20 protein-coding genes are annotated in these 23,085 nt (G+C 76.0%); 3 read left to right on the forward strand and 17 right to left on the reverse strand.

What is annotated here, in order from left to right; genetic code table 11:
- Positions 1 to 55: 55 nt before the first annotated feature.
- Positions 56 to 1,222, forward strand: coding sequence for a mannose-6-phosphate isomerase, class I (gene manA, locus K1Y72_RS32925; protein WP_220170439.1), 1,167 nt, complete (start codon positions 56 to 58; stop codon positions 1,220 to 1,222).
- Positions 1,223 to 1,249: 27 nt separating this feature from the next.
- Here the strand turns inward: manA and K1Y72_RS32930 are convergent, their stop codons facing one another.
- Genes K1Y72_RS32930 through K1Y72_RS32955 form a run of 6 tightly spaced genes read right to left on the reverse strand, consistent with a single transcriptional unit; the run spans position 1,250 to position 9,302 of the window.
- Complete coding sequence (locus tag K1Y72_RS32930) at positions 1,250 to 2,851, reverse strand: amidohydrolase (RefSeq protein ID WP_220170440.1); 1,602 nt, start codon at positions 2,849 to 2,851, stop codon at positions 1,250 to 1,252.
- Positions 2,848 to 4,110: an amidohydrolase gene (locus K1Y72_RS32935; RefSeq protein ID WP_220170441.1), complete on the reverse strand. Its 1,263-nt coding sequence runs from the start codon at positions 4,108 to 4,110 to the stop codon at positions 2,848 to 2,850. The genes K1Y72_RS32930 and K1Y72_RS32935 overlap by 4 nt, the downstream gene beginning before the upstream one ends.
- Positions 4,107 to 4,880 carry an ABC transporter ATP-binding protein gene (locus K1Y72_RS32940; protein ID WP_220170442.1) on the reverse strand — a complete coding sequence of 258 codons (774 nt, stop codon included), beginning with the start codon at positions 4,878 to 4,880 and terminating at the stop codon, positions 4,107 to 4,109. Before K1Y72_RS32940 ends, K1Y72_RS32935 begins: the two co-directional genes overlap by 4 nt.
- Positions 4,877 to 6,730: a dipeptide/oligopeptide/nickel ABC transporter permease/ATP-binding protein gene (locus K1Y72_RS32945; protein WP_220170443.1), complete on the reverse strand. Its 1,854-nt coding sequence runs from the start codon at positions 6,728 to 6,730 to the stop codon at positions 4,877 to 4,879. Before K1Y72_RS32945 ends, K1Y72_RS32940 begins: the two co-directional genes overlap by 4 nt.
- A complete protein-coding gene (locus K1Y72_RS32950; protein WP_220170444.1) occupies positions 6,727 to 7,743 on the reverse strand; it encodes an ABC transporter permease in 1,017 nt (338 codons plus the stop codon). The genes K1Y72_RS32945 and K1Y72_RS32950 overlap by 4 nt, the downstream gene beginning before the upstream one ends.
- Positions 7,743 to 9,302 carry an ABC transporter substrate-binding protein gene (locus K1Y72_RS32955; protein ID WP_220170445.1) on the reverse strand — a complete coding sequence of 520 codons (1,560 nt, stop codon included), beginning with the start codon at positions 9,300 to 9,302 and terminating at the stop codon, positions 7,743 to 7,745. Before K1Y72_RS32955 ends, K1Y72_RS32950 begins: the two co-directional genes overlap by 1 nt.
- A 91-nt stretch (positions 9,303 to 9,393) precedes the next feature.
- Here K1Y72_RS32955 and K1Y72_RS32960 point away from each other — a divergent pair, with 91 nt between their 5' ends.
- Positions 9,394 to 10,482, forward strand: a complete 1,089-nt coding sequence (locus tag K1Y72_RS32960) for an Lrp/AsnC family transcriptional regulator (RefSeq protein WP_220170446.1) — start codon at positions 9,394 to 9,396, stop codon at positions 10,480 to 10,482.
- A 42-nt stretch (positions 10,483 to 10,524) separates the two neighbouring features.
- On the opposite strand, the gene K1Y72_RS32965 is transcribed toward K1Y72_RS32960, so the two are convergent.
- From K1Y72_RS32965 to K1Y72_RS33000, 8 genes are all read right to left on the reverse strand, one after another.
- On the reverse strand, positions 10,525 to 11,730 hold the full coding sequence (locus K1Y72_RS32965; RefSeq protein ID WP_220170447.1) for an acyl-CoA dehydrogenase family protein: 1,206 nt from the start codon (positions 11,728 to 11,730) through the stop codon (positions 10,525 to 10,527).
- Between the two features lie 38 nt (positions 11,731 to 11,768).
- Complete coding sequence (locus tag K1Y72_RS32970; protein ID WP_220170448.1) at positions 11,769 to 12,281, reverse strand: flavin reductase family protein; 513 nt, start codon at positions 12,279 to 12,281, stop codon at positions 11,769 to 11,771.
- 5 nt (positions 12,282 to 12,286) lie between these two features.
- Positions 12,287 to 13,258 (reverse strand): amidohydrolase family protein, encoded by a 972-nt coding sequence (locus K1Y72_RS32975; RefSeq protein WP_220170449.1) that lies wholly within the window; start codon positions 13,256 to 13,258, stop codon positions 12,287 to 12,289.
- Entirely contained in the window at positions 13,255 to 14,058 is an 804-nt protein-coding gene (locus tag K1Y72_RS32980; RefSeq protein ID WP_220170450.1) for an ABC transporter permease, read from the reverse strand. The genes K1Y72_RS32975 and K1Y72_RS32980 overlap by 4 nt, the downstream gene beginning before the upstream one ends.
- The gene (locus K1Y72_RS32985; protein ID WP_220170451.1) at positions 14,055 to 14,819 is read right to left on the reverse strand and encodes an ABC transporter permease; all 765 of its coding nucleotides are present in this window, start codon (positions 14,817 to 14,819) and stop codon (positions 14,055 to 14,057) included. The genes K1Y72_RS32980 and K1Y72_RS32985 overlap by 4 nt, the downstream gene beginning before the upstream one ends.
- Complete coding sequence (locus K1Y72_RS32990) at positions 14,816 to 15,640, reverse strand: ABC transporter ATP-binding protein (protein WP_220170452.1); 825 nt, start codon at positions 15,638 to 15,640, stop codon at positions 14,816 to 14,818. Before K1Y72_RS32990 ends, K1Y72_RS32985 begins: the two co-directional genes overlap by 4 nt.
- An 11-nt stretch (positions 15,641 to 15,651) precedes the next feature.
- On the reverse strand, positions 15,652 to 16,644 hold the full coding sequence (locus tag K1Y72_RS32995; RefSeq protein WP_220170453.1) for an ABC transporter substrate-binding protein: 993 nt from the start codon (positions 16,642 to 16,644) through the stop codon (positions 15,652 to 15,654).
- Positions 16,645 to 16,717: 73 nt separating this feature from the next.
- Positions 16,718 to 17,599 (reverse strand): VOC family protein, encoded by an 882-nt coding sequence (locus tag K1Y72_RS33000; RefSeq protein ID WP_220170454.1) that lies wholly within the window; start codon positions 17,597 to 17,599, stop codon positions 16,718 to 16,720.
- Positions 17,600 to 17,705: 106 nt separating this feature from the next.
- On the opposite strand from K1Y72_RS33000, the gene K1Y72_RS37455 reads away from it, so the two are divergent.
- Positions 17,706 to 18,485, forward strand: a complete 780-nt coding sequence (locus tag K1Y72_RS37455; protein ID WP_220170455.1) for an IclR family transcriptional regulator — start codon at positions 17,706 to 17,708, stop codon at positions 18,483 to 18,485.
- A gap of 38 nt (positions 18,486 to 18,523) precedes the next feature.
- On the opposite strand, the gene K1Y72_RS33010 is transcribed toward K1Y72_RS37455, so the two are convergent.
- The 3 genes from K1Y72_RS33010 to K1Y72_RS33020 all read right to left on the reverse strand — a co-directional run bounded on the left by K1Y72_RS33010 (position 18,524) and on the right by K1Y72_RS33020 (position 23,044).
- Positions 18,524 to 19,972, reverse strand: coding sequence for an aldehyde dehydrogenase family protein (locus K1Y72_RS33010; protein WP_220170456.1), 1,449 nt, complete (start codon positions 19,970 to 19,972; stop codon positions 18,524 to 18,526).
- 50 nt (positions 19,973 to 20,022) lie between these two features.
- Entirely contained in the window at positions 20,023 to 21,201 is a 1,179-nt protein-coding gene (locus K1Y72_RS33015) for an amidohydrolase family protein (protein ID WP_258574397.1), read from the reverse strand.
- A gap of 229 nt (positions 21,202 to 21,430) precedes the next feature.
- The gene (locus tag K1Y72_RS33020) at positions 21,431 to 23,044 is read right to left on the reverse strand and encodes an FAD-dependent monooxygenase (protein WP_220170457.1); all 1,614 of its coding nucleotides are present in this window, start codon (positions 23,042 to 23,044) and stop codon (positions 21,431 to 21,433) included.
- Positions 23,045 to 23,085 lie beyond the last annotated feature (41 nt).

A 23,085-nucleotide genomic window follows, 5' to 3' on the forward strand; every position in this document is an offset into this window, starting at 1 on the left:
GCGCGGCGGCACCGCCGCCCCGGTCAGTCCGGCCATCGACAGGAGGCGCCCGACCGTGAACAGCAGCGCGCCCGGCGACGCGGGCCTCCTCCGGCTGGCCAACCCGGTGCGCACCTACGCCTGGGGATCGCGGACGACGCTCGCGGCGCTGCGGCGCAGGACGTGCCCGAGCCCCGAGCCCGAGGCGGAGCTCTGGATCGGCGCGCACCCGGCGGCCCCGTCGAGGATCGCCGCCGGCCCCGACCTGCCGGCGGCGATCGCCGCCGACCCGCGCGGCCTGCTCGGTCCCGGTCGCGACCGCCTGCCCTTCCTGCTCAAGATCCTGGCGGTGGCCGCGCCGCTGTCGATCCAGGTCCATCCCGACGCCGCGCGGGCCGCCGCCGGCTTCGCCCGCGAGGAGGCGCGCGGGCTCGCCCGCGACGACCCGGCGCGCAACTACCGCGACGACTGGCCGAAGCCCGAGCTCGTCTGCGCGCTCAGCCGCTTCGAGGCCCTCTGCGGCTTCCGCGAGCCGGGCGAGGCGGCGTACCTGCTGCGCGAACCGCGCGGACCCCGGCTGGACCGTGTCGCGGACGCCCTCGCGCAGGGCGGCCCGGCCGCGGCGTTCGCGCTGCTCGACGCCTGGCCCGCCGAGGACCGTCCGGCGCTGGTGGCCGAGGTGCGCGGCGGCTCCGCCGGCGCGCACGGCGTCGCGGCCCGCATCGCGCGCGACCGTCCCGACGACCCCGGCTGCGTCGCCGCGCTGCTGCTGAACCTGGTGGTCCTGCGGCCAGGGCAAGGGTTGTACGTGCGGCCGCGGACCGTCCACGCCTACCTGCACGGGACCGCCGTGGAGATCATGGCGTCGTCCGACAACGTCCTGCGCGGCGGCCTCACCGCCAAGCACGTCGACCGGGCCGAGTTCGCCGCCGTCGCCGACTTCGCGCCAGCGGCGCCCGAGGTCGTGGAGCCCGAGCGGACGCGCGCGGGGGAGGAGCTGTACCCCGCGCCCGTCCGGCAGTTCCGGCTGACCCGGCTCTGCCCGCTGCCCTCGGTCGCGATCACCGACCCCGGGCCGAGCGCGATCGTGTGCGTGGAGGGCTCGGTCGAGGTTCTCCGCGACGGCCACGCCGAGCGCCTGAACTCGGGCGAGGCGGTGTTCGTCCCGTACGGCGGCGGCCGCGAGCTCGTCGTCGAGGGCGACGGCCTGGCCTTCCGCGCCTCGGCGCCGCCGCCGGCGTAAGCGGCGCGGCACGAGAACGCGCGCCGCTCAGGCGCGGGGCGAGGGGCGTTCCAGGAGGCCGCTGTGGACGGGGGTTCCGGCGAGGTAGGTGGCGATCACATCGAGTCCGGCGACGTCCTCGGGGGCGACGGCGAGCGGGTCGGCGGAGAGCACGACGAGGTCGGCGTACTTGCCGGGGGTCACCGAGCCGATGACGTCGTCGGCCAGCAGCTGCCAGGCCGCGTCGATGGTCTGGGCGCGCAGCGCCTGGGCGACGCCGAGCCGCTCGTCGCGGCCCAGCGTCCGTCCGCCGCGGGTGGTGCGGGTCGCGGCGACGCCGATGTTGTGCAGGGGGTCGGTCGGCGTGACGGGGGAGTCGTTGTGCAGCGACACCCGCATGCCCGAGCGCACGGCGGTACCGGCGGGAGCCCAGCGTTCGGCGACCTCGGGGCCGAACAGGTCGTCGGCGAGGATCTCGCCCCAGTAGTGCAGGTGGTCGGGGAACAGGCTGCAGGTGACGCCGAGGCCGTGGGCGCGGGCGAACTGGTCGGGCCGCATGGAGCTGACGTGCTCCAGCCGCAGTTGCGGCGGTCCGGACGGCGCCCGCCCGCCGGTCAGGTCCGCCCACACGTCCAGGACGAGGTCGATGGCGGCGTCGCCGTTGGCGTGGCAGGCCAGCTGCCAGCCGGCCGCCCCGTACGCCCGGAAGGTCTCGGTGAGCCCGGCGTGGTCGTAGCGGACGGGGGCGCGGTGCCCGGGGGCGAGGCCCAGCCCGCGGACGGCGGGGGTGTCGAGGTAGGGGAAGGTCGCGGCGAGGCCGCCGGTCCAAGGCGACCCGTCCGCCCAGACCTTGATGCCGATCTGGCGGATGAGGTCGTCGCCGGTGCCGGGGGTGGTCTGGCTGGTCAGGGCGGGCGTGGCGGGTTCGTAGAGGCGCAGCCGCGTGTCGATGCCCTTGCGGGCGGCCTGGAGCGCGGGCCGGTAGGCGGGGGCGAAGCCCATGTCGCTCATGGTGGTGACGCCCCGGGCCGCCATCCGGGCGCTCTGCGCGGCCATCGCCGGCTCGAACCCGGAGCCGAGGAGGTGGGCGAACAGCGCGCCGGTGACGCGGCCGATCGCCTCCGGACCCGTGACCGTGCCGTCCGGATCGCCGCCGGGAAGGCCGGCCCGGTGCAGGGCGGCGGAGTTGCAGTAGGCGACGTGCCCGGAGTTGTGCAGGATCACCAGGGGCAGGTCGGGGGCGCGCTCGTCCAGCCAGGCGAGGTCGGGGCGGGGCAGTCCCTTCTGGAGGAGGGGATCCCAGCCGTTGCAGAGGACGCCGTGCGGGGGCCGGGCGGCCACGGCCCGCCGGAGCGCGGCGAGGACGCCCGCGGCGTCGGGCACGGTGACCGGGCGGATGTCGGTCACGCCGTCGGCGGCGCCGAGCGCGTCGGCGACGAAGTGGCCGTGGGCCTCCACGAAGCCCGGCAGGATGCAGCCGTCCCCGGCGTGGGCGACCTGGGTGTGCGGGCCGTGCAGCCCGTCGAGGTCGGCCGGGTCGCCCACCGCGAGGACGCGGCCGTCGCGGATCGCCACGCCGCCCGCGCGGGGGCGCCGCGGGTCGAGCGTGACGACGTCGCCGATGATGACCAGCTCGGCGGGGCCGGTCATGCGAGGTGGGCGAGGGCGGCGGCGGTCAGCGCGGTGATCCCGGCGGGGAGGGCGGTGTCGCCGTCGGGGGCGAAGCGCGAGTTGTGGTTGCCGGGGATGCCCCGGAGCTTCTCCTCGGGCGTCTCACCGGGCGCCCGCTCCCACGCCTGCGCGGAGGTGCCGCCGAAGAACCAGAACGCCGAGGGGATCGGAGCGCCGCCGGCGTGGTCGGCCATGCCGAAGTAGGGGAAGTCCTCGCTGCCCATCAGCGGGCCGTGCTCGATGACGGCCTCGGCGCCGAACAGGCCGGTGTGCGCGGCGCTCACGGCGGCGTCGGCGCCGGGGTCGTTGAGGGTGAGGGGGAACTCGCCGGTGACGGTGATCTCCGGGGGGCGGGGGGCGCCGGCGGCGGCGCACTCGGCCTCGGCGATCCTGCGGACGGCCGCCAGCACCCGGTCGCGGGCCGCGGCGCTCTGGGTGCGCAGGTTGAGGGCGAGGTAGGCCTCGTCGGGGATCACGTTGGCCTGGGTGCCCGCGCGGAGCACGCCGGTGGTGAGGACGACCGCGTCGGACGGCGCGGTCTCGCGCGACACGATGGTCTGGAGGCGGGTGACGAGGTGGGCGGCGGTGACGACCGGGTCGACGCACAGCTCGGGGAGGGCGCCGTGCCCGCCGGTACCGGGGATCCGCACGTCCAGGGTGGTGGAGGCCGACATCAGCAGGCCGGGCCGGTGCACGATCGACCCGACGGGGAACGGGCCGACGTGCTGGCCGAGGACGACGTCGGGGCGGGCGAAGCGGCCGTACAGGCCGTCGGCGAGCATGGCCTGCGCGCCCTCGCCGATCTCCTCGGCGGGCTGCGCGACGACCATCAGCGTGCCCGACCACAGGGCGCGGCGGCGGGCGAGCGCCTCGGCGGTCCCGGCCAGGCAGGTGACGTGCAGGTCGTGGCCGCAGGCGTGCATGACGCCGGGCACGGTGCTGGCGTAGGGCAGGCCGGTCCGCTCGGCGATCGGCAGGGCGTCCATGTCGCCGCGGAGCAGGACGACGGGCCCGTCGCCGTTGCGGAGCACGCCGACGACGCCGGTGCCGCCGACCTTCTCGGTGACGGCGAACCCGGCGGCCGCCAGGCGGGCGGCGACGGAGGCCGCGGTGCGGTGCTCCCGCCAGGACGGTTCGGGGTGGGCGTGCAGGTCGCGGTAGAGGGCGGTGAGCTCCGGCAGGTGGCCGGTGAGGTCCTCCAGGACCTCGCGGGTCGTCTCGGCGGGACGGTCGCTCAACGGGACTCCTCCAGGGACAGGGACGGCGCGCTGTCCAGCAGCCGCCGGGTGTAGGGGTGGGCGGGCTCGGCGTAGAGGCGGTCGCGGGCGGCGTGCTCGACGATCTCGCCGCGGCTCATGACGGCGACCTCGTCGCAGACGTGCCGGACGACGGCGAGGTCGTGGGAGATGAACAGCATCGTCAGGCCGAGCCGGCCGCGCAGCCGGCCCAGCAGGGCGAGCACCTCGGCCTGCACCGAGCAGTCCAGCGCCGAGGTGATCTCGTCGGCGACCAGGACGTCGGCGCCGGTCGCCAGGGCGCGGGCGATCGCGATCCGCTGCCGCTGCCCGCCGGAGAACTCGTGCGGGTAGCGGGCGGCGGCGGTGGCGTCCAGGGCGACGTCCGCCAGCGCCGCGGCGATCGCGGCGGCGTGGGCGCGGGGGTCGGCGCGGCGCGGGTCGACGGCCTCGGCCAGCGCCCGGCCGATCGTCATGCGCGGGTTCAGCGACGAGTAGGGGTCCTGCGGGATCATCTGGACGCGGCGGCGGACGCCGGCGAGGCTCCGGCCGCGCAGGCCCGACACGTCCGTCCCGTCCAGGGTGACGCGCCCCGACCGCGGGCGGACCAGGCCGACCATGACCTTGGCCAGCGTCGACTTGCCCGATCCCGACTCGCCGACCAGGCCGACCGTGGTGCCCGACCGGACGGTCAGGCCGACGCCGGACAGGACGGTGCGGGCGCGCGGCCCGTGCCCGAAGGCGACGGTCACGTTCTCGGCTGCGAGGGTCATCGGGCGCTCTCCGCGGGTTCGGGCCGCAGGGCGTGGCAGGCGGCCCAGCCGCCGCCGTCGGACGGCACCTGCGGCGGGGCCTCGTCCGCGCAGTGCGGCAGGACGCGCGGGCAGCGGGCGGCGAAGGCGCAGCCCGCCGGGCGGGCGCCGGGCTCGGGGGGCCGCCCCGGAACGGTGGCGGGCGGTTCCCCGGCCGGGCCGGTGAGGCGCGGCGTGGCGGCGAGCAGGGCCCGGGTGTAGGGGTGGCGGGTCCGGCCGCGGCGCAGGTCGCCGACCGCCAGCTCCTCCACGATCCGCCCGGCGTACATGACGAGCACCCGGTGGCACAGGGCGGCGATCACGCCGATGTCGTGGGAGATGAACAGCATCGCGGTGCCGTCCCGCTCGTTGATCTCCCGGAGCAGGGCGAGGACCTCGGCCTGGACGGTGACGTCCAGCGCGGTCGTCGGCTCGTCGGCGATCAGCAGCCGGGGCTCGGTGAGCACCGCGGAGGCGATCATCGCGCGCTGCCGCAGGCCGCCCGACAGCTCGTGCGGGTGCTGGGCGAGCCGGTGCTCGGGCGAGGTGACGCGCACCGACGTCAGCGCCCGCACGGCCCGGCGGCGGGCGTCGGCCCGGCCGACGCGGCGGTGCCGGCGCAGCGCCTCGGTGATCTGCCCGCCCATCCGCAGGCCGGGGTTGAAGGAGGTGGCGGGGTCCTGGTAGACGACGCCGATCTCGGTGGCGAGCCGGGCGGGCGCGGCCGGCGCGGTGAGGTCCAGGTCGGCCAGGCGGAGCGCCGCGGCGGTCGCGTGGACCTGCTCGGGCAGCAGCTTGGCGACGGCCATCGCGGTGAGGCTCTTGCCCGAGCCGGACTCGCCGACGACGCCGACGATCTCGCCCCGGCGCACCGCGAAGGAGACCCCGGCGACCAGCTCGACGCCGTCCGGCAGGGCGACCCTGAGGTCGTCGACGACCAGCAGGGCGTCGGCGGGGACGCCGGGCGCGGGGGCGCGCGGCGCGGGCTCGGGCGCGGCGGCGCGGCGGGCGGCGCGGGCGCGGCGCGGGTCGGCGGACGCGGCGAGGCCGTCGCCGACGAACCCGGCGAGCACCCCGGTCAGCGTGATCGCGAGGGCGGGGCCGAGGGCCTCGCCGGGGTTGGTGTAGACGGCGTCCAGGCCGGTGTCCAGCAGCGCGCCCCAGTCGTAGGACGGCGGCTGCACGCCGAGGCCGATGAACGACAGGCCCGACAGGGCCGTCAGCGTCCCGGCGAAGCACACCGACAGCAGCACCAGCAGCGGTTCGGCGATGTTGGGCAGCAGGTGCCGGGTGAGGATCCGCAGCGGCGGCACGCCCATCAGCCGGGCGGTGGCGACGTGGTCGCGGCCCGCGACCGAGGCGGCGAGGTTGGCGGTCAGCCGGGCGAACGACGGGCTCCACGCGACGCCGATCGCGACGACGGCGGCGCCGCCGCCCGCGCCGAGCACGGCCGCGACGACCAGCGCGAGGATCACCGCCGGGTAGGACACCATGACGTCGATGAGCCGCAGCCCGATCTCCCGGATCCGCGGGCCGCTCACCCACACGGCGGTGCCGAGGCCGATGCCGAGCGTCCCGGCGATGAGGGTGGCGAGCAGCGTCAGCGCCAGCGTCAGCCGGGTGGCGACCAGCGTGCGGGCGAGCACGTCGCGGCCGAGGGCGTCGGTGCCGAGCAGGTGCGCGGCCGACATGCCCTCGCGGGCGGCGCCGGTGAGCCGGCCGGCGTCCTCGCCCCACACCAGCGGTGCGGCGATCCCGACGGCGGCGATCAGGGCGAGGCCCGCGAGCCCGGCGGCGAGGCCCGCGGCGGGCCGCTTGGTCCAGCGGATCACGAGGGGCTCCTCCCGGTGAGGGTGCGGGGGTCGAGCAGGCCGAGCAGGACGTCGACCAGCGTGTTGAGCAGCGTCGCGAGGATCCCGAGGACCAGCACGGTGCCCTGGATGACGGGGTAGTCGCGGTTGAGGATCGCCTCGACGACCCGGGTCCCCATGCCGGGCCAGGCGAAGACGCTCTCGACGATGACGGTGCCGCCGAGCAGCCCGGCGAGCATCAGCCCGCCCATCGTCAGGGTGCCGGTGAGCAGGTTGGGCAGCGCGTGCCGGGTGTAGAGCGTCAGCGCGGGGAGCCGGCGGCCCCGGGCGACGCGCATGTAGTCCTGGCCGAACACCACCGCGGCCTCGCGGCGCACGATGCGCGCCAGCACGCAGGTGGTGGGCAGCGCCACCGCGACGACCGGCAGGACCAGCGCCGGGACGCTGCCCGCGCCGGCCGCGGGCAGCGCCCCCAGCTTGATCGCGAAGACCAGCACCAGCAGGGTGCCGAGCACGTACTCGGGCGTCGCGCCGACCAGTCCGGTGCAGAAGGTGAACGCCGCGTCCAGGCGGCGGCGGCGCCCGCCGCGCGTCGCGACCGCGACGGCCATGCCGAGCGGGACCGCCACCGCGAGCACCACGACGATCGCGAGGAGCGCCAGCTCGGCGGTGAACGGCATCCGCGCGGCGATCACGTCGGCGACCGGTTCCCTGGTCTGGAAGGAGGTGCCGAGGTCGCCGTGCAGGAGCCCGGTCACGTAGGAGCCGAACCGGGCGGCGAGCGGGCGGTCCAGGCCGAGTTCGCTGCGCAGCAGCCCGACCTGCTGGTCGGTGGCGTTCACCCCGGCGAGGGCCTGCGCGGGGTCGCCGGGGATCAGCTGCACCATCCCGAAGGTCACGACGACGAGCGTGGCCAGCACGGCGGCGAACCCGGCCAGCCGGCGGAGCAGGAACGACAGCCAGGGCCGGCTTGCGGAGCGGCGCTTCCGCGCGGGGGCGTCCCCCTGCGCGGAAGCGCCGGCGAGTCCGATCATCAGCTCTTGATCCGGAAGGTCGACGGCTCGGGCGTGCCGTTGACGATCGCGCCGTCGGCGTTCTCGCCGAAGACGAACGCCACCGGCACCGTCGCCAGCGGCACCACGTCGGCCCGCTCCAGCAGCGCCTTCTGCGCCTCGGCCCACCCGGCGCACTTGGCGGCCTCGTCGCCGGCCGCCATCGCCTTGCCGATCCCGGCGGCGAACGCGGTGTTGGTGATGCCGCCGAAGTTGCGGCCCTGCGGCGGGGTGGGGCCGGTGAGCAGCAGCGCGCCCGAGGTCAGCGTTCCGGCGAAGTTGAGGTGGGCCATCACGGTGACGTCCCAGTCGCCCTTGTCGGCGAGCACGTCGGTGGCCCAGGTGGCGTTGTCGACGTTGCGCAGGGCGACGTCGGCGCCCGCCGCCCGCAGCGCCTCCTGGACGTAGGCGTTGCCCGAGCCGTTGGCGATCGCGTTGGTGCCGACCAGCTTGATCTTCACGCCGGCGAGCTTCTTCCGGGCGGCGGCCGCGTCGGTGGCGGGGACGAGCGAGGCGTCGGTGTTGACGCACTGGCTGCCGCTGTCGCTCCAGCTCCGCATCACCTGGCCCTTGCCGCCGAAGACCTTGTTGAAGGCGGCCGGGTCGACCGCCTGCGCGACGGCCCTGCGGACGGCGGGGTCGGCGCCGGGGCGTCCCTCGCGCTCGTTGAACACCAGGAACATCCGCAGCAGCGGCGCGGACTTCAGGCCGTAGCCGCCCTTGGCGAAGCGCGCCGCGTCCGGGCCGGTCAGCGGCGCGTAGTCGAGCTGGCCGGTGCTGAGCTGGTTGGCCGCGGTGCTCTCGTTGGACACGATCGACAGGCGCAGCCCGGCGGGGGAGGAGCCGGCGGCGGCGCCGGCGAAGACCGGGGCGGCCTTGTAGCCGTCGCGGCGCTCGAAGGTGTAGGACTGGCCGCGCCTGGCGTCGGTGAGGGTGTAGGCGCCGGTGCCCGCGCCCTTCACCGGTCCCTGCGCGAGGGCCTTCGGGTCCTTCAGGCCGGACGGGCAGACGATGCCCGCGTTCGGCAGCGACAGGCCGACGAGCAGGTCCGACCAGGGCTTGGCCAGCGCGACCGTGACCGTCCGCGCCGCGTCGTCGGCGGTGATCGTCGGCGTGCCCTGGCCGAAGGCGTAGACGTAGCCCGAGCCGCCGTTGCGGGGGTCGGCCCAGCGCTTCAGCGAGGCCGCGACGGCGGTGGCGGTCAGCGGCGTGCCGTCGGAGCAGGTCAGGCCCGCGCGCAGGGTGAAGGTGCCGGTGGTGGGAGCGGCCTGCCACTTCTCCGCCAGCCCGGCGATGATCTTGTTGCCGTTGTCCCGGTTGATCAGCGTCGCGTACTGGAGGCGGGCGATGGCGTAGTCCGTCGACGCCGTCCCCTTGGCGGGGTCGAAGGTGTTGGCGTCCGACGTGGCGGCGAACCGGAACGTCGCCGAGCCCTTCGCGCCGTCCCCGCCACCGGAAGAGGAGGACGTGGTGCAGGCCGCGAGGGCGAGCGCCGCCGAGACCGCGAGGGCGGCCGGGGCGGCGGATCTGGGTCGAGTCATGCCTTCTCCGAAGCGCGGTGGGTCAGGGGCCGGATGGAAGTGATGCGGACAAGACTCCGACTCCTGCCGTTCCGTCGACTAAATTGCACGAATGTCCAGCAGAGGCGCGGCGGCGCGCACGGATCCGGCGATCGACGAGCTCGACCTCGCTCTGATCAACGCCCTCCAGCTCGACCCGCGGGCGCCGTGGAGCCGCCTGGCCGGGCCGCTCGGCGTCGACGCCGCGACGCTCTCGCGGCGGTGGGGGCGGCTCGCCGCCGCGGGGAACGCCTGGGTGACGTGCATCGCCGGCGCGTCCCAGCTCCCCTACAACGCCTTCGCGATGATCGAGGTCGGCTGCCGGCCGGACGCCCTGCACGAGGCGGCCGCGCGGATCGCCGCCGACGCGCAGACCATCACCGTCGAGCACACCACCGGAGGGCGCGACCTGCTGCTCACGGTGACCGCGCGGGACCTCGGCGGGATAAGCGACTACGTGCTGCACCGCCTCGGCTCCCTCGACGGGGTGCGCTTCACCCGGACCCATCTGGGGCAGCGGCTCTACCGGGAGGCCAGCCGGTGGCGGCTGGACTCCCTCAGCCGCGAGCAGCGCCTCGGCCTGGAGCACGAGGCCGCCTCGGGCCGCGACTCCGGCAGCCTGCGCGCCGACGAGCTCGCCCTCATCCGCGTCCTGTCCGAGGACGGCCGGCAGAGCTACACGGCGCTCGCCGAGCGGCTCGGCTCCACCGAGACGCGGGTCCGGCGGCTGCTGAACGGGATGCTGGCCGGCGGCCGCGCCGTCCTGCGCTGCGAGGCGGCGCACCTGCTGGCCGGCTGGCGGGTCACGGCCATGCTCTGGCTCCGCGTCCCGGCCCCGCGGCTCGACGCCGTCGCCGACGCCGTCGCCGACCTCCGCGAGACCCGGATGGTCCTCGCGGTCGCCGGCGAGGCGAACCTCATGGTCAACGTCTGGGTCCGCTCCATGGACGAGCTGGCGGCCTTCGAGGCGCGCCTGCTGAAGACCTGGCCCGACGTCTCCGTCGCCGACCGCTGCGTGACGCTCCGCTGGATCAAACGCGTCGGCCGCCTCCTGGACGCCCACGGCCGCAGCACCGCCAGCATCCCCCTGGACGTCGCGGCCCCGTTCGCCACGGCCCCGTTCGCCACCGCCCCGCCCCTCCGCTCCGGCCCGCCCGCCTGAGCGGGCCGGAGCCGTCGCGAAAGCCGCTCAGGCGGTGGCCGGTCAGTACTGGCCCTGGGGCGGGAGGCCGAGGGCGGACTGGCCGACCATGGTGCCGACGGCGTCCCAGTTGAGGCTGATGTGGCGGCTCACGGCCGTGACGTCCCGCCAGGCCCGCTGGACCGGGTTGGCGAGGGCGAGGCCCTGGCCGCCGGTCGCGCCGTTGACGGCCTCGACGGCGCGGACGGCCTGGGCGACGGCGTACGCCTGGCCGCGGCGGCTGAGGATCCGGTCGTCCTCGGTGACGGTCGCGCCGTCCCGGCTCGTCGCCGCGCGCCGGCGCAGGTCGCGCAGCAGGATCTCGCGCGCGGCGTCCACGGCGGCGGACGCCTCGGCGACGCGGAGCTGGACGGTGGCGAAGCCGGCGAGCCGGCTCCCGCCGCCGGCGAGGGCGCCGCGGGTCTCCCGGGCGCCCGCCGTCCGCAGGAAGTCGTCGAGGGCGCCGGCGGCCGCGCCGACCGCGACCGCGGCCAGGCAGGAGGGGATGTGGCACAGCATGGGGATCCGCAGGCCGGCGCTGTCGGGGCGGAGCGCGGCCCCGGGGGTGGTGCCGGCCATGGAGTCGGCGAGGGGCAGGAGCCGGTGGGCGGGCACGAAGACGTCGTCGAGGACGAGGGTCTTGCTGCCGGTGCCGGCGAGGCCGGTGACGTGCCAGTCGTCGTGGACGGTGTAGTCGGCGGCGGGGACGAGGAAGAAGGCGGGCGCGCCGCGGATGCCCTGGGGCGTCGGCAGGAAGCAGGCGCAGACGGCCCAGGTGGCGGCGTCGGCGCCGCTGGCGAACGACCACCGGCCGTTGATCCGGTAGCCGTCGCCGTCGAGGCGGGCGGCGCCGGCGGGCGCGTAGGAGCCGCAGATCCGGGCGCCGGGGTCGGCGTCCAGGACGTCGCGCTGCGCCTGCTCCTGGAAGCCGGCGAGGAGCCACCGGTGGGCGGCGAACAGGCCGGCGACCCAGCCGGTCGACGCGCACGCCGCCGACAGGGTCAGCACGTGCTCGACGAGCTCGTCGAAGCCGCGTTCGGCGCCGCCGTGCGCGCGCGGCTGGACGATCTCGAAGAGGCCGGCGGCGGCCAGCTCGTCCAGGGTGGCCGCCGGGACGCGGCGGTCGCGTTCGGTCCGCTCGGCGCGCTCGCGGGCGTTCGCGGCGATCGCCGCGATCCGGCCGGTCAGGTCCGCGGCGGCGGGGGCGGCGGGTTCGGTCAGGCTGTCCATGGTCGTCCTCGTCGGATGTCGAAGGTGGGGGTCGGGCGTCAGGCCGGGACGGCCTCGATGGGCTCGCACCGGCAGTACCGGGTGTTCTGGTAGAGCAGCGGCCGGACGGCGTCGTGCCGGCGGATGCCGGTGACCTCGCCGACGAAGATGGTGTGGCTGCCGTAGGGGATGGTCGCGGTGTTGCGGCAGACCAGGCTGGCGATGCCGTCGGCGAGGAAGCGCAGGCCGTGCTCGTCGGTGCCCCAGTCGCCCACGGCGAACCGGTCCTCGGGCGCGACCGCGCCGCTGAACGCGGCGGAGACGTGGGACTGGTCGTGGGCCAGGACGTTCACGCAGAACCGGGTGCCGCGCAGCAGCAGGTCGTGGAGCAGGGTCCGCTGGTTGACGCAGACCAGCAGGGCGGGCGGGTCCATCGACAGCGACGACACGGCGGTGGCGGTCATGCCGTGCTGCCGCCCGCCGTCGCCGGTGGCGGTGATCACGGTGACGGTCGCGGCGACGTGCCGCATGACCGTCCTGAAGGCGTCGGGCAGTCCGTCGGGGGACGGCATCGTCGTCACTCCTCTCGCTGGGCGAACCGGGGGAACAGGGCGGCCGCGTTGGCGTGCCCGACGGCGTCGAGCCGCTCGGCGGTGAAGGGCGGGAACGCGGCGAGGTTCGCGTTGTTGCGGGCGATGGTCGGTTCGGGCGCGAGCGGCCAGTCCGTGCCGAACAGCACGTGGTCGGGTCCGGTGACCTCCAGCGTCGGCAGGAGGGAGTGAGGGGCGCCGGCGAGGGCGGTCTCGTAGTAGAGGCCGCGCAGGACGTCGGTGACGTGGTCGGGTTCGATGTCGGCGTCGTCCGCGCCCATGCCCATGAGGGTGTGCTCGGAGATCCGCCAGCCGAGGGTGGGAAGCGTGCCGCCGCAGTGCGCCAGGATCAGGGTGAGGCCGGGGTGGCGCTGGAACACGCCGCGGTAGATGGCGTTGGTGACGGTGCGGGCGGTGTCGAAGGGGAACTCCACGACCGAGGGCGAGCGCCCGCCCCCGACGGCGTCCAGGCACGGCGGGTTGACCGGGTGGACCAGGGCGGGGACGCCGCGCTCGTGCAGCTCGGCGAGGATCGGCTCGTAGTGGTCGCCGCCGAGGTAGTGGCGGCCCGCGGCGTTGGAGGTGAGCAGGACGCCGTCGAGCTTGAGGTCGTCGAGGGCGTGCCGCATCTCGGCGAGCGCGCTCTTGGCGTCGTCGGCGGGCAGCGAGGCGAACGCCCCGAACCGGTCGGGGCGCCGCTCGATGAGGGCGGCGTACTCCTCGTTCACCGTCCGGCAGAACCGGGTGGCCCGCTCGGGGTCGTCGGCGGTGCCGGTGAAGGACCAGGGGGCCGACAGGATCTGCGTCCCGATGCCGTGGCGGTCCATGAAGGCGAGGGCGGCCTCCTCGCTCCACTGCGCCGGGATCTTGTAGCCGCCCGCGAGGCGGAACCCGGTGGCGAACATGTGCGCGACGGCGGGCCCGAGGTAGTGGGCGTGGACGTCGATGCGCGGGGTCATGGGGCGTTCCCTTCGGCGTGGTCGGGGGGCTGGTGGCGCAGCAGGACGCGCTCGGCGAGGCCGACGGCCGCGGAGGTGAGCAGGCCGAGGGCGCCGACGATGGCGAGGCAGGCGAAGACGCCGGCGGAGTCGTACTGGCGCTGGCGCTCCAGGACGAGGCCGCCGACGCCGCCGGTGGAGGTGAGCATCTCGGCGAGCAGGACGACGATGAGGCAGATCGGCGCGGCGATCCGCACGCCGACCGCGACCGCCGGCAGCACGCCCGGCACGATGACGGAGGCGATCTGGCGGCCGCGCCCGAGGCCGAGCGCGCGCCCGGCGTCGATGCGGACGCGGGGGACGGCGTCGATCGCCTCCTGGGTGTTCAGCGCGATCGGCCAGAGGGCCGCCGCGACGACGACGGCGAGGGTGGTGGCCCGCGTGGTCCCGATGAGCAGCACGGCGACCGGGACGGCGGCGGGCGGCGGGAAGTTGCGCAGGAACTCGGTGAGGGGCCCGAGCAGGCGCCGCGCGGCGGGCGAGGCGCCGAGCAGCGTGCCGAGCGCGGCGCCGGCGAGCGTGGCGAGGGCGAGCGCGAGGGCGAACGTCAGCAGGGTCGTGCCGAGGGCGGGCAGCAGCAGGCCGCGGTCCTGCACGGCCCGGCCCGCGTCGATCCAGGCGCCGGGGGAGGGGAAGTCGGCCGCGTGCGGGTCGCCGAGGAGCTGCCAGGCGGCGAGCAGGACGGCGAGCGGGAGCAGGCCGGCGGGCGGCGGGAACAGCGGCCGCTTCGCCTTGCGGCGGCGCCCGCGCGGCGCGCTCACGCGGCCCGTCCCGCGCGGAGCGAGGGGACGGCGCGCCGGGCGGCCGGCAGCAGGACGGCGTTCAGCCCGGCGCCGAGGGCGGCCACGAGCAGGACGTACACCCACATGGCGTCGGGGCGGAGCGCCGTCTGGTTCTCGGCGATGCCGGCGCCGAGGCCCTGCGGGGTGCCGACCATCTCGGTGAGGACGACGACGATGAGGCTGATGCCGAGGGAGAGGCGCGCGGCTGCGAGCACGAGGGGCGCCGCCGCCGGCAGCAGGAGCGACAGCACGACCCGCGTCCGCGACAGCTCGAACTGCCGGGCCACGTCGAGCAGGCGGCGCGGCGCCGCCCGCAGCCCGGCGGCCACGCCGATCACCAGCGGCCAGGCCGCCGCGTACGCCGCGACCATCGTCTCGGCGCCGGTGGTGGGGCCGGCGACCAGCAGCGCGACGGGCACGAGCGCGACGGCGGGCAGCGTCCGCAGGACCTCCACCGAGGCCATCGAGAACCGCGCGGCGGTCGCCGACAGCCCGAGCGCGGTGCCGAGCGCCAGCGCGGCGGCCGACGCCAGCGCCCAGGCCAGCAGCGTCACCGCCGCCGTGTGGAGGAGGGCGCCGAGCAGGCCGCCGTGCAGGAGCAGGTCGCGTCCCGCCGCGACGATGGCGCTCGGCGCGGGCAGGTAGGTGAAGGTGAGGACGCGGGCGCGGATCAGCAGCTCCCACGCCGCGACCGCCAGCAGGGGCGCGGCGAGGCCGGCGGCGTCGAACCGGCGCGTCACGGCCGCTCCCCCCACAGCTCGTCGGCGAGGGCGCGGCGCGCGGCGACGAACGCCGCGGCCTCGCGGGTGTCGAGCCGGTCGCGGTCGCGGGGCAGCCCGGAGACGACCTCGCGGACGACGGTCGCGGGCGCGCCGCCGAGGACCAGGACCCGGTCGGCGACGTACACGGCCTCGTCCACGTCGTGGGTGATGAACACGACGGTGAAGCCGGTCGCGCGCTGGAGCTTCAGCAGGTCGTCCTGGAGGGCGGCGCGCGTCATCGCGTCGAGGGCGCCGAACGGCTCGTCGAGGAGCAGCACCTCGGGCTCCATGACCAGGGCGCGGGCGATCTGCACGCGCTGCTGCATGCCGCCCGACAGCTGCCAGGGCAGGTCGTCGGCGTTGGCCTCCAGGCGGGTCATGGCGAGGGCGCGGGCGACGCGCTCGGCGACCTCGGCGCGGCCGAGGCGCCGCTCGACGCCGAGCGCGACGTTGCGGCGGACCGTCCGCCAGGGCAGCAGGGCCTGGCCGTAGTCCTGGAAGACGGTGATGACGCGGTCGGTCGGGCGGTCGAAGGGGCGCCCGTCGAGCAGGATGCGGCCGGTGTCGGGGCGCAGGATGCCGCCGAGCAGGTTCAGCAGCGTGGTCTTGCCGGTGCCGGAGCGGCCGACGACGCCGACGATCTCGCCCTGGCCGACCGTCAGGGAGATCCCGTCGAGGACGGGCCGGGGGCGTCCCTTGGCGGTGAAGGACACCGACACGTCCTCCGTCCGGAGGCGGGGCGGCGCGGCGTCCGGCGGGGCGGCCGGCGCCGCGGGCTCCGGGTGCGCGTGGCCTGGCATGGTCACCTCGATCACTTCGGCTGGGGGGTGAGGATGAGGTCGGCGGGCGCGGGCAGCTTGCCGTTGACCTGGCCGGCGGCGGCGACGGCGTCGATCCAGGGCTTGAGGGCCTCGGGTGTGACGGCGCTCTGCCAGTCCGGCAGCGGCACCTTCGCCATGACCTGCGGCGGCAGCTTGAGCGCGGCGGCGAGGAAGGCGCGGGCGTCGGCGGGGTGCGCGGTGGCCCAGGCGTCGGCGGCGTCCAGCGACTTGACGAAGGAGGCGACGCGGGCGGGGTTCTTCTCGGCCCACGCGCGGTCGGCGATCCACATGCCGGCGACGGCGGGGGTCGCGATGGACAGGAACGGGTCGCCGAGCGGGGTGTGCCCGGCGGCCTTGACGGCTCCGATGAACGGCTGGATGGTCGCGACGGCGTCGACCCGGCCGGCGTTCAGCTGGTCGAGCATGTTGGGGAAGGGGACCTCGACGAGCGTCGCCTTCTTCGGGTCGACGCCGTTCTTGCGGAGCGCCGTCAGCACCGACAGGTAGAGGGTGCCCGACAGCGACGGGGTGGCGATGCGCTTGCCGGCGAGGCCCGACAGGGCGGTGACGCCGCCCTTCTTCGCGGCGAAGACCTGCGCCTGCTCGTGGTCCCGGCCGTCGGCGTAGGCGGCGGCGACGACCTTGATGTCGTGGCCTTTGGCCTTGGCGGCGATGACGTCGGCGGGGGTGCCCCAGGCGATGTCGTACTGGCGGCCGAGGGCGGGCGCGAAGGTGGTGATGCTGGTGCTCGGCAGTGTGGTGATCTTCGCCTTGACGCCGTTGGCGGTGAAGTCGCCGTTCTTCTCGGCGATGAGCGGCAGGGCGGGCGGGGTGGCCGGGTTGATGACGATGCGGAGGGCGCCGTCGCCGCCTCCGCCGCCGGAGGAGCAGGCCCCGGCGGCCGTCGTCAGCAGGGCGGCGGCGAGCGCGGCGGCGAGGGCGGGCCGGCGCCGGGCGGGGCGCGGGGGCGTGGATGCGGTCATGCGGGCTCTCCAGGGGGTGGGGGGTGCCTGAACCTGAGCGGGAGCGCGGGAGGGGGTGCTGCGGCGGGGGAGGTCAGCGGTCGGCGGACAGGATCGGCGGGCGCATCGCCTCGGGGACGAGCGGCCGCTCCTCCAGGGCGGGCGAGGCCCAGACGGCGACGGGCAGGTCGCCGGTGCCGGGCGCGGGGTCCCAGAACAGCGGGCCGTCGGCCAGGGCGTCCATGTCGGAGTGGTAGTACTCGGCGAACGCGCCGGCGGGGTCCTTGAGGTACCAGAAGTAGTTGGCCGAGGCGCCGTGCCGGCCGAGGCCCCAGGCGTGCCGCTCGGGGTGCCGCTCGATCATGCGGGAGCCGCCGTAGCCGACCTCGTCGACGTCGCGGACCTTCCAGGCGGTGTGGTGGAGCAGCGTCATCGGGGCGGGCAGCAGCACGACGTTGTGGTGGTCGGTCTCGAACCGCATGAACGGGCCGCCGATCACGTAGTCGCTCAGCCGCATCCCGACGCCGTCGAGGAAGAACGCCTTCGCGCGCTCGACGTCGGTGCAGCCGATCGCGACGTGCCCGAGCCGGAGCGGTTCGACGGGGCCGCGCCGCACGAGCTCGGTGCGCTCGACGCGGTCGGGGGCGGACGGCGCGGGGTCGGCGGGCAGCCGGTCCGCGACCGACAGGCGGACGGCGACGCCGCTGACGGGCTCCACCGCGCGGATCGTGCCGTCGGCGCGCTCCACGGGCACGTCCTGGGCTTCCAGGGCGGCGCCGATGGCGCGCAGGTCGTCGGTGGAGTCGACGCCGATGTGGAGCTCGGCGACCTCGTCGGCGGTGCCGGGCAGCAGGTGGAGCTGCTCGCCGCCGGCGCGGGTGGCGAAGGTGCCGGGGGAGGTCTCGGCCAGGCCGAACTCGCGGTAGAAGGCGCGCGTCCCGTCGAGGTCGCGGACGCGCCGGGTCAGGGAGATCACATGGTGGGCACCCATCGGCAGCCTTTCTCGGGGGTGGTGTGGGCTCACCGTACAATCCACTATTCGTAAATGCAATGCATAATAGTGAACGCGGTAGGGTGCGGGCGTGGTCAGTGACGAACGCCAGGGGATCCAGTCGGTCGAGGTGGCGATGGAGGTCCTCACCGCGCTGGAGGAGGCGCGGCGGCCGGTGTCGCTGTCGACGCTCGCCAAGCTCGCCGGCATGCAGCCGAGCAAGGTGCACCGCTACCTGGTCAGCCTGGTGCGGGCGGGCCTCGCGGCGCAGGACAAGGTCTCGGGCCTCTACACGCTCGGCAGCGGGCTGCGCCGGCTCGGCATCGAGGCGCTGCGCCGGGTGGACGAGGCGGGCATCGCCGCCGAGCACGCCGTCGAGCTGCGCGACCGCACGCAGCACACGGTGTCGCTGTCGACGTGGAGCGACGCCGGCCCGACGCTGATCAGGTGGGACTACGGCGCCTACCCGCTGCCGATCGCGGTGCGGGTCGGGTCGGTGCTGCCGCTGCTGGACTCCTCCGTCGGACGCGTCTGCGTCGCCTACCTGCCCGCGGCCATCACCCGGCCGGTGCTGCGCGCGCAGGAGCGGCGCGGCGAGGCGCGCCCGCACACCGAGGAGGAGCTCGCGGAGATCGTCGAGGAGGTGCGCCGCACCCGCCTGTCGGTGACGGCGGGCGGCGTCATCCCCGGTCTCGCGGTCATCGCGGCGCCGGTCTTCGGGCCGGGCGGCGGGCTCGCCCTGGTCCTCGGCATCGCGCTGCCGACGCGCGAGCTGTCGGCGGCGGCCGCCCGCCGCCTCGGCGCGGACCTGCTCGCCGTGAGCGAGGCGGTCACCGGCGACCTCGGCGGCCGTCCCGGCACGCCGCGCTGACCGGGCGGGCGCCGCGGCCGCGGCGCCCGCCCGGCGGGTCAGGCGTACGCCTGGCTGATCTGCTTGTACTCCAGGAAGTCGTCCAGGCTCGCGACGCCGCCGAGCCGCCCGAGGCCGCTGGACTTGAAGCCGCCCTCCTCGAACTCCACGGCGAGGTTCGCCCAGCTGTTCACCGAGATCAGGCCGGCGTCCAGCGCGCGGGCGACCCGCAGCGGGCGGTCGCTGTCGCGCGTCCACACGCAGGCGCTCAGCCCGTACTCGGTGGCGTTGGCCAGCTCGACCGCCTCCTCCTCGGTGGCGAAGCGCTGCACGGTCTGGACGGGGCCGAAGGTCTCCTCCTGCACGATCGGCCCGGACGTGCCGTCCACCTCCAGCAGGGTCGGGTGGTAGAACGCGCCGCCCTCCAGGTGCGGCAGCGTCGAGGGGCCGCCGCGGACGATCGCGCGGGCGCCGCCCGCGATGGCGTCCTCGACGGCGGCGTCCACGCGGGCCACCGCGGCGAGGTCGATCATGGGGCCGATCTCGCTCGCGGGATCGGCGGCGGGCCCCGGCCGGACGGCCTCCAGCCGCTGGGCGACGGCCTCGATGAGCTCGCCCGCGATCTCCTCCTGCACCAGGATCCGGCTGCCGGTCATGCAGAACTGCCCGGCGAACACGGTGGTCGAGGCGACGATCGTCGGGACGACCGCGGCCAGGTCGGCGTCGGCGAACACCAGGTGCGGGGTCTTGCCGCCGAGCTCCAGGCTGACGCGCTTCAGCCGGTCGGCGGCGGCGCGGGCGATGAGCCGCCCGGTGCGCGTGCTGCCGGTGAAGCTGATCACGGGAACCAGCGGGGACTCCACCAGGCGGCGCGCCCCGGCGTCGCCGGACTCGGTGAAGACGTTGACGGCGCCGCGCGGCAGGTCCGCCGCGGCCGCGAAGATCTCGGCGACGATCGCGCCGGTCTGCGCCGCCTGGGCGGGCATCTTCACCGCGACCGTGCAGCCCGCCGCGAGGGCCGGGGCGATCGCGCGGATGCTGAGGTAGGCCGGGGAGTTCCACGGCACGATGACGCCCGCGACGCCGATCGGCTGCCGCAGCGACAGCGACTGCACGCCGGGCTTGGTGTCGGCGATCCGGCCCTGGTTCAGCAGGGCGAGCCCGGCGGCGAAGCGCAGCGCGCGGGGGATGAAGTGGACCTCGTAGCCGGCCTCGCCGGCGAGCTTGCCGTTCTCGCGGCCGAGGGACTCGACCAGGTCGCCGAGCCGGGCCTCGAAGGCGTCGGCGAGGCGGCCGAGGGCGGTGGCGCGGAGCATCGCGTCGTGCCGCCAGGGGGACTCGGCGAAGCAGCGGGCCGCCGCGCCGATCGCGGCGTCGGCGGTGCCGGCGTCGCCGTCGAAGTAGGTGCCGATCTTCTTGCCGGTCGCGGGGTCGGTGCTGTCGCGCTCGGCCTGCGAGCCGGTCCAGTCACCGTCGATCAGGTGCCGGACGCTGGGGTGTTCGGACATGCCGCCATCACTCATTTCGGAGCAGGAGGTCGTTGGGTGGGGGGAGGGGGTCAGGACGCCGGGGCGTGCTCGACGCCGGCGAGCCAGACGCGCTGGACGTCGCGCGTCGCGCGGATGTCGGCGATCGGGTCGCCGCCGACCAGCACCAGGTCGGCGCGGTAGCCGGGGCGGACGGCGCCGCGGTCGCGCAGCCCGAACCGCTGGGCGGGCGCGCTGGTGGCCGACCGCAGCGCCTCGGCGGTGCCGAGGCCCGCGGCGACCAGCAGCTCCAGCTCGTGGTGCAGGCTGTCGCCGTAGGCGGGGTGGACGGGGACGCCGGGGGTGTGGTTGGCGTCGGTGCCGGCCAGGATCGGGACGCCGGCCCGGCGGAGCGCGCCGACGCTGCTCTCGGCGGAGGCGTAGCTGTACCCGGGGATGCCCAGGTTCGCGAAGCCCTCCATCATCGTCAGCGTCGGGACCGCGACCGCCCCCCGGCTGCGGTAGGAGGACACGGTCGCCGCGTCGAGGGGGGCGTCCAGCGGGACGTGGTGGATCATGTCGATGCCCGCGGCGAGCGCGATCTTCGCCGCGGCCGCCGTGGTGGCGTGCGCCATGACCTGCTTGCCGAAGCCGTGCGCGGCGAGGGCGATGGCGGTGAGCGTCGGCTGGTCCAGGCCGGGGACGTCCACGATGACCTTGATGTAGTCCGAGCTCTCGGCGACGCGGGCGGAGACGAACCGCAGGGCGTCGCCGGGGCCGTTGACGATCCCCGAGGCGGGGAAGGTGGGGATCTGGCTCTGCAGGCTGCCGGGCGCCACTCCCGGCGTGCCGGCGCTGCGGATGTCGGTGGCGCCCTGCTGGTGGCGGAGCGCGTCGACGGTGGCGGGCGGGAAGCAGCCCATGTCCAGGGCGGTGGTGACGCCGTAGGAGGCGAGGGCGTCCAGGGTGGCCCGGTTCTCCAGGTGGACGTGGGAGTCGATGAGGCCGGGCAGCAGCGTCGCGCCGCCGCCGTCGATCTGCTCGGCGCCGAGCGGGCTGAGGCCGATCAGGCCGTTGTCGATGACGACGGTCCGGGGGGCGCTCAGCGCGGTGCCGTCGAAGACCCGGACGTTGGTCAGCGCGATCTTGCGGGGCGCGACGGCCGCGCGGGCGGGCGCGGCGAGGACGGGGACGGCCGCGGCGGCGGCGCCGGCGACCAGGGTGGAGCGGATGAACTCGCGCCTGTTCCATTCGGGGATGCACATCGCCATTGAGCCTTTCTGGGGGGTGGGCCGGGCAATGGACGGGCTTCTTTTCCGCACGCCAGGGAAAAAGGGGATGGAAATTCCTGTCGGCGGGCACGCGAACGGGTGGAGAGGGACCGCGGCCGGAGGCCGGGTAAAGGCGGACACGGTGGTCGGTCCGGCTGCTGGGAAAGTAACAGTTATATTTGATAACAGCAAGGGTTCCGGGTGCCGTTCCCGGTCCCGCCGGGCGATGTCAGTGCCCGACGGCCCGCCGCAGGACCGCCTCGGCGTCGTCGGCGGAGCCGCCGCGCCAGGCCACGTGCTGGTCGGGCCGGACGAGGACCAGTTCGGCGCCGAAGAGCTCCGCCCAGGGAACGCCGGCGGGAAGGGCGGCGAGGTCGACGACGGTCAGCGGGATCCCCTCGGCCTCGGCGGCCTTGGCGAACGTCCCGGCGGCGGGGGAGGAGCGGTCGGCGAGCAGCGTGAAGCCCTTCCCGAGGCGGTCGTAGAGCGAGTCGCCGGGGCCGATCCACCGGTGCGGCAGCCGGTGGCCGGGCGCCGCCGTGGGCCGGTACTCCCGCGCGTCGCCGCCGTCCTCGCCGCTCGCCGCGGGCTCCTCGGCGACGAGCGGGGAGCCGGCGTAGTGGTAGCCGAGCGTCAGCGGCAGGCTGTGGAACTCGCGGGCCTTGGTCGCCTGGACGGCCGCGGCGACGGCGGGCAGGGCGAGGGCGAACTCCTCGTCGGGGCCGAGCAGGCGGGGGTCGGACAGCTCGGGCGCGAGCGTGCTCATGTTCGCGGTGGCCTCGTCGATGGTCTGCGCCGCGATCGGCCGGCGCTCGCCCTCGTAGCTGTCCAGCAGGGCGGGCGGCGCCCAGCCGTTGATGACGGCGGCGAGCTTCCAGCCGAGGTTGACGGCGTCGCCGATGCCGGTGTTGAAGCCGTGCCCGCCCCACGGCGGGTTCTGGTGGGCGGCGTCGCCGGCGATGAACAGGCGGCCGTCGCCGTAGCGGTCGGCCAGCAGCATCCGGGCGCGCCAGGCGTCGGTGGCCAGGATCTCCACCGGCTCGTCGGTGCCGAGGACGGCGTGCACGATCTCGGCGGGGTCGCGCCGGTCGGTGCGCGGGTCGACGCCCTGGGCGATGCACCACCAGGTGCCGTCCAGGTCGAGGCGGCCGACGAGGCCGGGCTGCTCGGGGTTCAGCACCCAGTAGTGCACGGCCGGGCCGAAGGGGACGCGCGCGGCGAGCCCGGGGGCGCGGAAGACGACGCTGAGGTTCGGGCGGCTCGTGTCGACGCCCTCGTAGCGGGCGCCGAGGGCGTTGCGGACGACGCTGCGCCCGCCCTCGCAGCCGACGACGTAGTCGGCCCGGACGGTGCTGCGCGCGCCGGCGGCGTCCAGCACCTCGACCCGCGCGCCCGCGCCGTCGCGCTCGACGCCGACGACGCGGCGGCCGGTGGCCAGGCGCGGGCCGGCGGCCGCGCGCAGCAGGTCCTCCACCAGGGGCTGCGGCGCCTGCTGGCCGGGCTCGGCGGCCAGGTGCGCGCCGGCGAGGTCCAGGCCGAGGCAGCCGGTGAAGCGGGTGATCTCCCGGCCGGTGAGGCCGGTGCAGAACACCGCCGCGTCCGACCACTCCACCGGCAGCGGGGCGCGCTCGCGCAGCTCGCGGGCGAGGCCCCAGCGGCGCAGGTGCTCCATCGTCCGGGTGGAGGTGGTCTTGGCGCGGGGGCGCAGCCACGACACCTCCCCGCGGGCCTCGACGACCGTGCAGGGCACGCCGTGATGCCCGAGCTCCACCGCCAGCGCGAGCCCGACCGGGCCCCCTCCGGCGATGAGCACCGGAGTGCGGTCGGGCAGTGCGTCGGTCATGGACATCGCTCCTCGATCCCTAGCTGTTATCACATATATCT

The sequence above is a fragment of the Actinomadura parmotrematis genome, from assembly GCF_019458805.1.
Classification (GTDB): Bacteria; Actinomycetota; Actinomycetes; order Streptosporangiales; family Streptosporangiaceae; genus Spirillospora; species Spirillospora parmotrematis.

What these genes read in the sequence shown, in the direction of transcription:
- K1Y72_RS32930 (WP_220170440.1), bottom strand. Translation starts at nt 2,851, where the DNA reads ATGACCGGCCCCGCCGAGCTGGTCATCATCGGCGACGTCGTCACGCTC.
- K1Y72_RS32940 (WP_220170442.1), bottom strand. Translation starts at nt 4,880, where the DNA reads ATGACCCTCGCAGCCGAGAACGTGACCGTCGCCTTCGGGCACGGGCCG.
- K1Y72_RS32950 (WP_220170444.1), bottom strand. Translation starts at nt 7,743, where the DNA reads ATGATCGGACTCGCCGGCGCTTCCGCGCAGGGGGACGCCCCCGCGCGG.
- K1Y72_RS32955 (WP_220170445.1), bottom strand. Translation starts at nt 9,302, where the DNA reads ATGACTCGACCCAGATCCGCCGCCCCGGCCGCCCTCGCGGTCTCGGCG.
- K1Y72_RS32960 (WP_220170446.1), top strand. Translation starts at nt 9,394, where the DNA reads ATGTCCAGCAGAGGCGCGGCGGCGCGCACGGATCCGGCGATCGACGAG.
- K1Y72_RS32965 (WP_220170447.1), bottom strand. Translation starts at nt 11,730, where the DNA reads ATGGACAGCCTGACCGAACCCGCCGCCCCCGCCGCCGCGGACCTGACC.
- K1Y72_RS32970 (WP_220170448.1), bottom strand. Translation starts at nt 12,281, where the DNA reads ATGCCGTCCCCCGACGGACTGCCCGACGCCTTCAGGACGGTCATGCGG.
- K1Y72_RS32975 (WP_220170449.1), bottom strand. Translation starts at nt 13,258, where the DNA reads ATGACCCCGCGCATCGACGTCCACGCCCACTACCTCGGGCCCGCCGTC.
- K1Y72_RS32990 (WP_220170452.1), bottom strand. Translation starts at nt 15,640, where the DNA reads ATGCCAGGCCACGCGCACCCGGAGCCCGCGGCGCCGGCCGCCCCGCCG.
- K1Y72_RS32995 (WP_220170453.1), bottom strand. Translation starts at nt 16,644, where the DNA reads ATGACCGCATCCACGCCCCCGCGCCCCGCCCGGCGCCGGCCCGCCCTC.
- K1Y72_RS33010 (WP_220170456.1), bottom strand. Translation starts at nt 19,972, where the DNA reads ATGTCCGAACACCCCAGCGTCCGGCACCTGATCGACGGTGACTGGACC.
- K1Y72_RS33015 (WP_258574397.1), bottom strand. Translation starts at nt 21,201, where the DNA reads ATGGCGATGTGCATCCCCGAATGGAACAGGCGCGAGTTCATCCGCTCC.
- K1Y72_RS33020 (WP_220170457.1), bottom strand. Translation starts at nt 23,044, where the DNA reads ATGACCGACGCACTGCCCGACCGCACTCCGGTGCTCATCGCCGGAGGG.